Genomic DNA, 12,238 nt, shown 5'->3' on the forward strand with positions numbered 1-12,238 from the left:
CCGACGTTGTTGACCAGAATGTCGACACCGCCGAGCGAATCGAGCAGGCGCTGCACATGGGTGGCCTCCGTGAAGTCCGCCGCGATGCCCGCCACGCTCCCGCCGGGCACCTCGGCTTCAAGGTCCTTCACCGCCTGTTTGACCCGGCTGGCATCCCGGCCGTTGATAACCACCGCTGCGCCCTCCCGAAGAAGCGCCTTCGCGATCGAATACCCGATCCCCTGCGTTGAGCCGCTAATGAAGGCGCGTTTGTTTGCCAGCTGCATATCCATGGTCGTAACCCTTACTTTTACTTGCTCAGTCAAGCAAAAGTAGTCGCAGCTTGCTTGCCCAGTCAAGTAAAACCTGTAGCCTGTGGGGATGAGTGATTCCACCACATCGATCCGTCTTGAAGGGGATGACCTAGCGACATGGGCGGCCCTTGCGACGGTACTGGAGTGGCTGCCGCCCGCCCTCGACGCCGCACTAGTTCGCGACTTCGATCTCACGCACTTCGAGTACGGCATCCTGTTCGCACTGGCTGAGGCGCGGGACCACGCGCTGAGGATGACCGTACTGGCCGGCTATGCCAACAGCTCCCTCTCGCGGCTGTCCCGGGCCATTTCGCGGGTTGAAGGCAGGGGCCTGGTACAGCGCTCTCGGGACCCCTTGGATGGGCGGTCTACCCTGGCCACCCTGACCGAGGCCGGGCTTGAGATGCTCGAAAAGGCCAACCCCGTACAAGCCCGGACGGTCACCGAATTAGTCCTCGAACCGCTCACAAACGCCCAACGGCGTCACCTCCGCGAGATCAGTCTGCGGATCCAACGAGCCATCCGGGAGCAGGAGGGGTGGCAGCCACCCACCACGGCCCTTCCCGTCCGACTCTGATTAGCGAGTCGAGCGGGACCCAGGCCCGGGACGGGTTGGCGGCCGAGGGAAGAGGTCTTCTTCCTCCGGCCCGGCCGTGCCTTTCGCCCCTTGCGGTAAGGGGCTCTTGGGATGACGGAATCCCCATTGTCGGCGTTCAAGGACGAGTAGAAGTAGATGAGGGACCCCGTTGTCCGTTCTCATCTCAGCTGTCAGTTTTCTCAGCCGAGGTGACAGTCGACGGATTTTGGGCATTTCTGAGTCAAGTTGTCAGCTGGCGCTTGCCCTTGCTGTGCCGACCACGACGTTGGCCGGGCCCGGTGCAAACCCTTGACTGGTTTACGGAACTGACAACATGGATGAGAAAGAACCCGCCAGGAGCTGTCTCATCCAACCTGTCAGTTTCTATGTCGCCACTGACATCTACCTTGAGAACGGACACCCGTCTCACTCACCACTGAAGCACGTGAGTCCTGCTGGTTCATCTGGCCGCGAACCCAGGGCGCCCAGGTTTTGGCGCTGCTTGCCCACATCCGCGACCTCCGAAACCCTGCGGACCTGCCTCCCTACAAGAACGGTCAAACGTCAGGGAACCGCACATCGATAGCTGGTCTTGGCCCCGCCTCGTGTCGTGGAGAGGCTTCTTCGCGAACCGGCTCCAAAATCCGCAGCCGCACGAGGCTGCTGATGGTGCTGTTTCATCCTCGCCAGTGCGGCTGCTTTGGCCTGGATCTCATGACGAAGGACCCGGGACGCGGTCTACCCCAGAAGAGGCGTGACTATTGGAAGGTCAAACGGAGAGTGCAATTCACGAACGCCAACGCTCAATGCAGGATCTACGCCCAGGGCGACCCATCCTGGGTTTGCCTATCCTCTTCCTGCCGGCCGCCACTGCTGCCGCCCCGAGCGATCGACTGAGACCTGGCGGGACGGCTTAACGGTCCTTCAGAGGGCGTTGTCGGCGGCGGGTCAGTCGGCTCCGATGATCCAGGTGGTGCCGAATCGGTCGGTGAGCATGCCGTAGAGGGGGGGCAAAGGCGCTTGGGCCCAGGCCGGTCAATACGGTCCCGCCATCTGCGAGGCGGTGCCACTGCTCTTTGATCTCGGCTTGGTCGTCGCCGTGCAGCGTGAGATAGAAGGGATTTCTCCCGGCCTCGTAGGGCTTGGCGGTCTGGACATCGTATGCCATCAGTCGGAAGCCGTTCGGTGCGGTCAGCTGCCCGAAGGCGACGGCGTCGGCCTGGGCGGGGTCCTGGACCTGGTGTGTGTCTGCGTAGGTTGCGGCGGCGACTTCACCGCCGAACACGGTTTGGTAGAAATCCAGCGCCTGTCGTGCCTGGCCGCGGAAGTTGAGGTGCGGGGTTACGGAAACAGTCATGACTGGGCTCCTTTTGAACTGGTGTCGGGGGTCAGCTTCGTCCACGCAGTGCGGGGAGGACGATGTCGTCAATGAGACGGATGGCGAACGCTTTGGTGATCGGTTCATGTTGCACGGCGATGCGGTAGAGGCACATGGTGGGGATCACCGTCGCGAGTGTCTCGATGTCGCCGCTGGGGTATTCACCGCGGGCGACAGCGCGGCGAAGGAGGGATCGGCTGACCTCGACCCACGGCTCGAGACCTGCGCCGGCGGTCAGAGCGGCCAGCTCAGGTTCCGTGCGGCCTGCGCCGGCGAGCGTGCTCATGACGTCGATCCGGAGCTGCTGCTCCTCCGCGGACATCGGGACGATGGTCGCTAACAGGTCATCGCGGAGATTACCGGTGTCAGGAAGTACGGCGCTGCCGGCATCGACGCTGCCGAGGTGTGCAACCGCGGCGATCGCGAGGGCGATCTTGGTTGGCCACCGCCGGTACACCGTAGCGCGGACGGTGCCCGCACGAGCCGCGACCGCGTCCACCGTGGTGGCCTCGTAGCCGAGTTCAGCCAGGAGTGACAGGGTTGCATCCAGGATGGCCGCATCGCGTGAGCGGTCGAGTTTCCTCCCCGGCGGGAGACGAGTAGTGCTGCTCATACCCGTAACGATACGCTGGAGTATCGATATGCATAAGTATCTGATTGCCCAGGGTGCAGTGCGAATCGTGGCCGTGCGGGAAGGCGGGAACCTCGCTCCATCGCGACGGCAGGCGGCGCTACCCTGCGCGCCGCGGAGCCAAACGCCGCTTCGGTGCGCTGCGCACCGGCCTCAACTCACGGCAAACGCGCGGCTGGGTCCCACGAATTTCCCACCCTGGCCGGCTACCTTGAGTGCGTCACAGAAGTCAGCCCCGGGAGGGCATCATGGCGGAAAAATTTGACCGGGCAGGCGGAGGCGGGACCTCGGTGCGGCCGGGATCGGCAGTGTCCTTTTGGGTTGTGATCGGCGTGGCCGTAGCGGTCGTCGTCGCGTCGTTCTGGTACACCATCGCGGTCTTCGCCCCACCGCTGATCGCAGCGGTGAGGGACGCGTTCTTCTGAATAACCTGATGGGTGCGCGTCCCCCTGCCGCCGGAACCGGTGGGTCGCGGGGGCGCCCCTGTTAGACGCGTCCGCTGCCCGGACAAAGCGGACGCCAGGTGACTCGCGGATTCATCGTGCCTGCGATCCCGGATCCCGCCGGGCCTTCTCAGCCGCTTCCGCGGCGTCCATTGCCCGTCGGATCAGCGCTTCCACTACGGAGGCAGACATGGTTGTATCCTGCCCGGGTACACGGCCGCCGTAACCAGCGCCGGGTTCAGTGGCCGCGTGGCGTTGCCCTGTGAACCGGTTACCCGGTGAGTTTGGGGGCGTTGTCTCCGCCCGGCATTGGCGCTGCCCGCAGGCACGCCCGTCAGCTGCCGGCAGATGACATCGGCCAACCCCGGATTCTGCAACGCGACGGAATGCCGCCCAGGCCTGACGGGCCGTTTGTGCCTGCTAGCGGCCGTTCACAGCCCGGACAAACGCAGACACCAGGTGGCCCAGATCCGAAGCGACCTCGGTGGTATCGGCGATGTTCCCTAACGACAGCTGGTCCTGCAGATGCCCGCAGTAACTGCTCAGCCGAACTGCCCCGACCATGGCGGACGTGATTTTCAGGCTGATGATGGCATCCTCGGCCGCTTCCATGTCGCCGTTGGCGAGATGGCTGAGGATCCGGTCCTGGCGTCGGGGCAGAAGCTCCCAGTACTCATCGAGAAATCTCTTCGCGGCCGTTTCGCCCGCCTCATGGGCAAGTTCCATCAAGACCACCGCGTCGTAGGCAGGAACGGATGGGTCAAACACAAGCCCCGCCATCCCGGCCCCGGAGGAGCCCAGTGTCGGCGAGGCGGCCTGGGTCATTTCAGTTGTGTCCCTAATCCTGGAAAGCCGCGCAATTGCCGCACGGCCTTCACCCATTCTTCCTGCCGCCCCTCAAGACCCGGTCCGCCTTTCCTCAAGGTTTCATCAAGAAGCTTGTGGATCCGCGCGGTGTGTACGTGATCTTCTGCCCGGCTGCGCATACGCGATCTTCGCAAGGGCCGCGTCCGCATCACGCGAGGTGCAGGCGCGCCATGACCAAGTGGAACCGGAGCAGAGGCCGGCCATTGGGGCCCGGCGGGGACTGCGGCCTGCCGCTCCCGGTCAAGTGCGGAGGGACTGGCTGCTCCTGTGTTCGTACCGTTGACTGCGCAGCCAGACCCCGAGTTCGGGTCGCGGCAGGCGAGGAACGCTGCCGCGGTTTTCCCGTGTCCGATGGGCCACCATCCCTCCCCCGGCCTGGCCCGTCGAACGACGGCGCTGGCCGGGAGGAATCTCCCTAAAGCAGATGACCATTGATATTGGCCCATGCCAATGACAAAGGTTCACGTCCCGTCATGGTGAAAAGAACCGCCCGCTGCGGGGGCATATTCTGAGACAGATCCGCACGCCGATCCTGAAGGATGCCCATGCCCGACCGCCCACGTCCCTTGCGCAAGCTTGGATTCCTCACCATTGGCCTGTTCGATCCGGCGGATCCCGCCCCGGGCCACGAATCCACGTTGCAGATCATCGAACTTGGCGAGCGGCTCGGATTCGACAGTGCCTGGCTGCGCCACCGCCATCTCCAGTTCGGCATCTCCTCCCCCGTTGCGGTGATGGCCGCAGCCAGCCAGCGCACCTCCCGGATCGAGCTTGGAACCGCGGTGACCCCGCTGGGCTGGGAAAACCCCTTGCGCCTGGCCGAGGACCTGGCCACCGTGGATCTGCTGGCCGGGGGACGGATCAACCCGGGGCTGAGCGTGGGGGAACCGATGCACTACGACACGGTCAAGCACGCGCTGTACCCGGATACCTCGGAGTCGGAGGACTTCAGCTATGCCCGCGTGGACCGGCTCGCGCGTCTGATCGCCGGGGAAACGGTGCGGGACTTCTCCGGCAAACAGGGCGCAGTCGAGGAATTCTCCGGCCGCGTCGAGCCGCACTCACCCGGGCTGCGGGACCGCCTTTGGTATGGGGCGGCCAGCAGGAAGTCGGCCGTCTGGGCCGGGGCGAACGGCTTCAACCTGCTCTCCAGCAGCGTGGTCTTCCCCGAAACTGGCCAGGAACCGGACTTTGCCCGGATTCAGCAATCACAGATCCGTGCCTACCGTGAGGCCGCCGCGACCTCGGCACAAGCGGACGGACCGGCCCGGGTATCGCAGGGCCTGGTCGTGATCCCGACCGATTCGGCTTCGCAGGCTCAGCGGGAGAAGTACCAGCGGTACGTCGATGAACGCACTCCCCGCACACGGGCGCCGCAGGGGCCAAAGGGCATGCTGTTCGCCCCGGACCTCATCGGCACCAGCGAGGAAATCGCCGAACAGCTGCACGCGCACGCAGGATTCCAGGAAGTCAACGAAGTGGCGTTCGCACTTCCCTTCAGCTTTGACCACGAGGATTACATCCAGATCCTCACCGACATCGCCGGCAGATTGGGTCCGGCCCTGGGATGGACGCCCGCCGGGAGCCGGTCCGGCCCGGATGGGCCGGCCCCCACATAGGACAACGCCGAGGGCATGCGGCGGGTGCCGGTTCCGTCGTCGGACGCTGCTACCGGGTAAGTACCTCGGGGTGAGCCCCGCCCGGCTGCTTAATGCCGATAGCAGCCGAAGCGGGAGACTCCCGTGAGCCCGTCCCGCCGATTTCCCCGTTCCGGCACTGGTGCCACGGGAGGTGCGGCATCCTCCATGGAGACAGCCCGCTGACTGGGCACGGCAGCCTCCTTGCAACAACAAGTGACCCAGCCCGGAAGCGAGCGGGCATTTGGCAGGCACAACCCTCGTCTCCGGTTTACCCGATCTCCACAGACCGGCTGCCCTTGCCTCGGACACCCAGGCGGTAACCCAACCAAAATGACAGGGTCAGCAGGCCGGCAGCAATGAGCAAGTATCCAGCCCGTGCACCGCTGTCCATCAGCACGAGCTGGTCCGATATGAACGTGGAGTCATCCAAGGCCAAGTAGGCGAACGATCCGATGGACTGCCGGGGAACCACAAGGGCCACAGCTCCCGCAACCACTGACGCTGCGGCAAGGATCGGTATCAGCAGCCGCCGGCGACGAAGCGGCGGTCTGTTCGCGTTGTCTTCCCCCAAAGTCATGGCACTAGCCTATGCCGCCATTCGACAAGGAGGCGACACCTGAAGGCTGGCCAAAAGACGGCCTGAGGGACCTCTTAGGAGGCCCCTGCCGCCGTTTAGCTCTGAGACCATCGCGAGGCACCTCTATGTGCACTTGAAAGAAATATCCTAAGTATGCTTATGATATTTGCAGCCGCATGCGAACGGCTACCAACCAGAGGAGGAAACACCATGGGACTGGGCGACAAGATTGAGAACGCGGCCGAGAAGGCCGGGGGCAAGGGCAAGGAAGCTGCAGGCGCTGCCACCGGAGATGAGAGCCTGCGGGCCGAAGGCCAGACCGACCAGGCCAAAGGCGACCTGAAGCAGGCCGGCGAGAAAGTCAAGGACGCCTTCAAAAAAGACTGACCAGCAGGATAGCGAAGGGCGCACCCAGCGAACGGGGTGCGCCCTTCGTTGCGCCCCCGGGAGCCAGGCAACGGGGCGGTTGCTTTCGGAGTGAGGGTGCCGCGTGTCGGGCTGGAACAGACATCCCAACTTGTTCAGGTGTTCTCAGGCCTGCCCGGAAAAATATCATCAGGACATGGAACCCGGCTTTACGCCTACCTCAGTTACAGCGACGCCCCTACAGCCCTGAACTGGCTGCAAAAAGCCAGGTTCAAGGTTGTTCGCCGACAAGGCGGGCCCAACGGCACCGTCGTGCACGCCGAAGCACGCATGGGGCAGGCCATCGAGATGGTTGCGAGCAGCGACGCCGACCATCAAAGGCCGCCCCTCATCGGGCGTTCGACAGGTCAGGGGCTGTACCTGCCCGTCAATGATGTCGACGATGTCTACCGGAAGGTCATCACTTCCGGCCCCATCTCCGTGATCGAACCCGAGGATACAGAATTGGGATCACGCTCCAGGGCCCCTGATCCCCAAGGCCAGGAATTGAGTGCAGGCTCCTACGAACCCGGCTCATCACGGTAAGAGCAGAGAAAGCGACGATCTCACCCTAACCCCGGCACCGCGGCTCCACGGCCCGAACCAATCGGAGCGCCGATTCTCGCCGCATCCAGACCAGGTCGACGGAATCCCCATTATCGGCGTTCAAAGATGCGTTCGGAACGCAATCAATTCGCTTGTCGTGTTAGGACTCTTCGGGTTTCGGTGGAGAATGCCGGATGGCAATTCGAGTGGGTCCCGGCATTCACGCGGAGGGCTATCTACTGAATCTGGACGAGAAAGCTCTTGACAAGACGAGAAGTTCGGCGCCATGCTTATGTATCGATACAAATCGCGAAATGACGATCCGGGGGTAACGATGGCCGACACGCCGCAAGCCCTTTCGAGGTCCCCCGTACCAGCGCCGCCACCTCGGCTCACGGTTCGGCTCGCGTTCCCGCCGTGAAGGCAACCCCCAAGCCTTCGCCCCATCCAGCAAGGAACATCCATGTCAGTTCAGTCACGCTCCGCAGCGGCCAGCCTTGCCTCGGCTGCGCCCGTCGAGGGCACGTCCCACAGTCTTGAGCTCGGCCTCGAGGAAGTGCAAGAGCTGTCCTCACTGGCCCCTGGCAGGGGCGCCCTCCCCGCTCGCTCCTACTTGTCCAGCGACGCACCAAGAGTCTCGCTCAACGGCGAATGGCGATTCCGGCTCAGCGCGGGAATACGCTCGGCACCGGCCGACGGATGGCAGCAGGGGAAGGTTTTGGCCGGGTTCGCAACCCTGCCCGTCCCTTCCAGCTGGCCGATGCACGGCCATGGTTCCCCGGTATATACGAACGTCCAGTTCCCCTTTGCTGTGGAACCACCGCATGTTCCCGAGGCGAATCCCATCGGAGATCATTTGCTGAGCTTTGAAGCCCGGCCTGAGTTTCTTCCGAGTGCCCTGCTGCGGTTTGACGGCATCGAGTCCGCTGGAACTGTATGGCTGAACGGCGTGGAACTCGGAATCACTCGTGGCAGCAGGCTTCCGCATGAATTCGACGTCTCGGGCATTTTGGTGGAGGGAACCAACACCCTTGCCGTCCGTGTGGCCCAATTTTCAGCTGCGAGCTACGTGGAGGACCAGGACATGTGGTGGCTCCCGGGCATCTTCCGCGATGTCACGCTCCAGGCCAGGCCTGCCGGTGGTATTGACGACGTGTTCGTTCATGCCGGCTATGACCATCTCAGCGGCGAAGGCACCCTCAAGGTGGAGGTGAGCCGGAAAGGCCAGGCGATTGACGCCGTCGTTCGCGTTCCGGAGCTGGGCCTGGAACTGGGTGCCGGCACGGAGCTGCGCGTTCCCGGAGTGGAGCCATGGTCAGCCGAAGTCCCTCGGCTTTATGAGGCGACCGTGAGCACGTCGGGCGAGTCCATTGGGCTTCAGCTGGGATTCCGCAGCATCACTGTGGAAGACGCACAATTCAAAGTCAACGGCCGGCGCATCCTGTTGCGTGGCGTCAACCGCCACGAACACCATCCCCGTTTGGGGCGGGTAGTTCCGCACGACATGGTGGAGGCGGAGTTGCGGCTCATGAAGCAGCACAACATCAACGCCATCCGTACCTCGCACTACCCGCCACACCCCGAATTCCTGGCCCTTGCAGACAGGCTCGGTTTCTACGTGGTGCTCGAGTGTGACCTGGAGACGCATGGTTTTGAGAGCGCCGGCTGGGCACAGAACCCGAGCGATGATCCGCGATGGCAACCGGCGCTGCTGGACAGGATGCGCCGGACGGTTGAGAGGGACAAGAACCATCCTTCCGTGATCATGTGGTCGCTGGGCAACGAGGCAGGCACCGGCAGGAACCTTGAGGCCATGTCACGCTGGACCAAAGACCGTGACCCGTCACGACCCATCCACTACGAGGGGGACTGGTCCTCGGCATACGTCGATGTCTACTCGCGCATGTACGCGAGCCAGGCGGAAACGGAGTTGATCGGCCGTGGCATCGAGCCCGCGCTGGAGGATGCGGAGCTGGATGCGCGCCGGCGGGCGATGCCGTTTGTGCTCTGCGAATACGTGCACGCCATGGGCAACGGCCCCGGCGGCATGAGCGAGTACCAGGAGCTTTTTGACCGGTATCCGCGGCTGATGGGCGGGTTCGTCTGGGAATGGCTGGAGCACGGCATTACGGTTCCCTCCGCCGACGGCGGTGAACACTTCGCCTACGGCGGGGACTTCGGTGAGGAGGTCCACGACGGTAACTTCGTCACCGACGGCCTGGTCGACGCAGACCGCAAACCCCGGCCGGGGCTCCTCGATTTCAAAAAGGTCATCGAGCCGCTGCGCATTGAGGTTGCGGAGAACTGGTCCGGCTTCAGGCTCCGCAACGGCCACGACTTCGCCGACACCTCCATGTTCAGCTTCGGTTACACCGTGGAGGCGGACGGCGTCACGGTCGATACCGGGACAGTGGACGTGGCTCGGCTGGCGCCCCATTCCGAGACGCTTGTCGCTTTGCCTGTCAGTGTCGCCAGCCTCGCTGCCGGGGCGCTGTCAGGCAGCGGGCCCGCGGTGCTCACCGTCAGCGCTGTCCTTGCCGCTGATTCACCCTGGGCAGCGAAGGGCCTCGAGGTCGCCTGGGGCCAGTCCGTCCAAGAGCCCGCGCCGGCCCACCCTCCGCTTCCGCTTGAACCCGTCACGGTCTTTGATCATGAACTTCGGCTGGGACCGGCCGTGTTCAGCCGGCTCACCGGGATGCCCACCCTCATCGGCGGCATCCCGGTTGAGAAGATGGGGTTGGTGCTGTGGTGGGCGCCCACGGACAACGATCTGGGCAGTGAGTGGGGCGGCGAAGATGCCCGTCCGATTGCAACGCAATGGAAGGCCTCGGGGCTTCACCGGCTCCACACGCGTTTGCTGGGCATCAGCGCAGAAACCAGCCCTGAGGGGGGAAACGTTCTCTCCGTCCGCACCCGCATGGGAGCAGCGGACAAGCAGTTCGGCGTGCTCGTGGACTACTCGTGGACCAGTGATGGCGAGTCCCTGGCACTTAGGACCCAGGTCCGGCCGGAGGGGAAATGGGTGGACGCCGGCTTCGAACTGGAGTGCGCGCGGATAGGCCTGGAGTTTGTGCTGGCCGGCCAGACCACATCAGTGGGCTGGTTCGGCCGAGGCCCGCACCAGAGCTACCCGGACACCGGCCAGGGCACCCGCACGGGATGGTTTGCGCTGCCGCTGGCCGAAATGGATGTGGACTACGTGCGGCCGCAGGAATGCGGAGCGCGCTCGGGAGTGCGCTCTGCAGCCCTAAACCTTGGCGCAAGCACCCTGAACATCTCCGGATCACCCTTTGCCCTGACAGTGCGGCCCTACGGCCTTGAAGCCCTCGACGCGGCCACCCACCGCCCCGACCTGCGGGCTGACGGAAGGAGCTATGTGTACCTGGATCATGTCCTGCGAGGAGTCGGAACGGCCGCGTGCGGGCCAGGTGTCCTGGAACCGTACCGCCTGACGCCCAGGGCAGCTGACTTCACGGTGGTCTTGCGGGTGGAGAGCTAAGCCCCAGGGAAGGCGTCACTGGCCCAGCACCACGGCCCGGCATCGGCCAGCCCATCCAGCAATCAGTGCCGACTGGGATCGTGTTTTGTTGCGTTGGGCCCGGGGCCCTGAGGCAACAAAACAAAGGGCCGCCGCAAGGAAGACCGGCGCAGGCCGCCAGTGATCGAACGCAGCGGCGCCCCGGGGACTACCTGCTGGCCCGCTCGGTGGCGCGCTTCCAAAGAACCTCTTGACAACTGGAGGTGACCTGCATCATTCTTATGTATCGATACAAGTTCGTATCGATACAACACGTCGCCGAGGACGAGAGGAGGCCCGACCATGCGGCAGTCCACCGACAGCTTTGGAAAGGACGGCTTTGCCGTCTCCGCTTCAGTGCTGGCCCGTCGACTCTCGTGCCACGACCCGGAACGAGCTTATGAACTCGGTGGGCTTCCTGTTGGCCGGATCCGCAATCCGCTGCACGAGCATTTTGACGGCCATCCGGGCCATCTCGGCGTTGTCGGGGTCGATGGTCGAGAGGCTGGGGGTGCTGTACTCGCCCTCGACGAGGTTGTCGAACCCGATAACCTTCACTTCTTCCGGGACGCGGATTCCGGCTTCGTGGAGGGCCCGGAGGGCGCCCAGCGCGGCCGTGTCGGTAACGCAGAAGAGACCGTCGAACCGCTCCCCGGAGCGGATCAGCTGCTCGGCGGCCGCGTGCCCGCCCTTGAGTGTGAGGTCATCAATCGCGAGCCGCAGCGAGGGATCGCATGCGAGCCCCGCCGCCTCGAGCGCCTCCCGGTGGCCTGCGTAGCGCAGCGAGGAGATGTCGGGTTCGCCTCCTGCGCGCCCGAGGATGGCCGCCACGCGTCGGCATCCGCGCTCAACCAGGTGCGCTGTGGCGGCCCGCGCGCCCTGCACGTTGGCCATGGCAACGTGGTCGACGGGCCCGGAGAAGATGCGCTCGCCCAGGATGACGACAGGGTAGTCAACCCGGAGCATGTCGGCATCGGGGGCACCGAGGCCGACCGTACTGAGGAGGAGGCCGTCGTACATCCGATTGCGGGAGAGGGCCAGTGCGTTGATTTCGTTTTCCCTGCTACGCCCGGTCTGTTCGATGAGGACGCGGAGGTTGTGCGCGGCTGCTTCGTCAATGACGCGGGCAGCGAACTGTCCCCAGTAGGGGCGGTCGATCTCGGCCACGGCCAGTCCGATGGTGAAGGTCCGGCCTGCGCGGAGGTTCCGTGCCGCTACGTTGACCCGGTAGTCCAGTTCCTCCATGGCCTTGACCACTTTCGCCCGGGTGGTCGGGCGCACATGGGGGTGGTCGTTAAGGACATTCGAGACGGTCATCGGCGACACGCCGGCAGCCTTGGCCACATCCTGAATGGTTGCCATTC

Annotated in this window: 12 protein-coding genes; 6 read left to right on the forward strand and 6 right to left on the reverse strand. The window is 64.3% G+C overall.

What is annotated here, in order from left to right; all coding sequences use genetic code 11:
• Positions 1-272, reverse strand: a 272-nt coding sequence (locus ACFQ50_RS11385; protein WP_377995642.1) for an SDR family NAD(P)-dependent oxidoreductase, incomplete at its 3' end; no start/stop codon positions are given.
• 88 nt (positions 273-360) lie between these two features.
• Here ACFQ50_RS11385 and ACFQ50_RS11390 point away from each other — a divergent pair.
• Positions 361-870: a MarR family winged helix-turn-helix transcriptional regulator gene (locus tag ACFQ50_RS11390; RefSeq protein ID WP_377995643.1), complete on the forward strand. Its 510-nt coding sequence runs from the start codon at positions 361-363 to the stop codon at positions 868-870.
• Positions 871-1,783: 913 nt separating this feature from the next.
• Here ACFQ50_RS11390 and ACFQ50_RS11395 read toward each other — a convergent pair.
• Positions 1,784-2,227, reverse strand: coding sequence for a VOC family protein (locus ACFQ50_RS11395; RefSeq protein WP_377995644.1), 444 nt, complete (start codon positions 2,225-2,227; stop codon positions 1,784-1,786).
• A 31-nt stretch (positions 2,228-2,258) separates the two neighbouring features.
• Positions 2,259-2,861 carry a TetR/AcrR family transcriptional regulator gene (locus tag ACFQ50_RS11400; protein WP_377995645.1) on the reverse strand — a complete coding sequence of 201 codons (603 nt, stop codon included), beginning with the start codon at positions 2,859-2,861 and terminating at the stop codon, positions 2,259-2,261.
• 266 nt (positions 2,862-3,127) lie between these two features.
• On the opposite strand from ACFQ50_RS11400, the gene ACFQ50_RS11405 reads away from it, so the two are divergent.
• Positions 3,128-3,304, forward strand: coding sequence for a hypothetical protein (locus tag ACFQ50_RS11405; RefSeq protein ID WP_377995646.1), 177 nt, complete (start codon positions 3,128-3,130; stop codon positions 3,302-3,304).
• Between the two features lie 438 nt (positions 3,305-3,742).
• Here ACFQ50_RS11405 and ACFQ50_RS11410 read toward each other — a convergent pair whose 3' ends face one another.
• Positions 3,743-4,147, reverse strand: a complete 405-nt coding sequence (locus tag ACFQ50_RS11410; RefSeq protein WP_377995647.1) for an Hpt domain-containing protein — start codon at positions 4,145-4,147, stop codon at positions 3,743-3,745.
• Positions 4,148-4,734: 587 nt separating this feature from the next.
• On the opposite strand from ACFQ50_RS11410, the gene ACFQ50_RS11415 reads away from it, so the two are divergent.
• The gene (locus ACFQ50_RS11415) at positions 4,735-5,808 is read left to right on the forward strand and encodes an LLM class flavin-dependent oxidoreductase (RefSeq protein ID WP_377995648.1); all 1,074 of its coding nucleotides are present in this window, start codon (positions 4,735-4,737) and stop codon (positions 5,806-5,808) included.
• Between the two features lie 289 nt (positions 5,809-6,097).
• Here ACFQ50_RS11415 and ACFQ50_RS11420 read toward each other — a convergent pair whose 3' ends face one another.
• A complete protein-coding gene (locus tag ACFQ50_RS11420; RefSeq protein ID WP_377995649.1) occupies positions 6,098-6,406 on the reverse strand; it encodes a hypothetical protein in 309 nt (102 codons plus the stop codon).
• Positions 6,407-6,616: 210 nt separating this feature from the next.
• Here ACFQ50_RS11420 and ACFQ50_RS11425 point away from each other — a divergent pair, with 210 nt between their 5' ends.
• From ACFQ50_RS11425 to ACFQ50_RS11435, 3 genes are all read left to right on the forward strand, one after another.
• Positions 6,617-6,793 carry a CsbD family protein gene (locus tag ACFQ50_RS11425; RefSeq protein ID WP_377995650.1) on the forward strand — a complete coding sequence of 59 codons (177 nt, stop codon included), beginning with the start codon at positions 6,617-6,619 and terminating at the stop codon, positions 6,791-6,793.
• 291 nt (positions 6,794-7,084) lie between these two features.
• Positions 7,085-7,357 (forward strand): hypothetical protein, encoded by a 273-nt coding sequence (locus tag ACFQ50_RS11430; RefSeq protein ID WP_377995651.1) that lies wholly within the window; start codon positions 7,085-7,087, stop codon positions 7,355-7,357.
• A gap of 463 nt (positions 7,358-7,820) precedes the next feature.
• Positions 7,821-10,856 (forward strand): glycoside hydrolase family 2 TIM barrel-domain containing protein, encoded by a 3,036-nt coding sequence (locus ACFQ50_RS11435; protein ID WP_377995652.1) that lies wholly within the window; start codon positions 7,821-7,823, stop codon positions 10,854-10,856.
• 372 nt (positions 10,857-11,228) lie between these two features.
• Here the strand turns inward: ACFQ50_RS11435 and ACFQ50_RS11440 are convergent, their stop codons facing one another.
• Positions 11,229-12,236 carry a LacI family DNA-binding transcriptional regulator gene (locus tag ACFQ50_RS11440; RefSeq protein WP_377995653.1) on the reverse strand — a complete coding sequence of 336 codons (1,008 nt, stop codon included), beginning with the start codon at positions 12,234-12,236 and terminating at the stop codon, positions 11,229-11,231.
• Positions 12,237-12,238 lie beyond the last annotated feature (2 nt).

Source organism: Arthrobacter sp. NPDC056493, assembly GCF_042795115.1.
Taxonomy (GTDB): Bacteria; Actinomycetota; Actinomycetes; order Actinomycetales; family Micrococcaceae; genus Arthrobacter.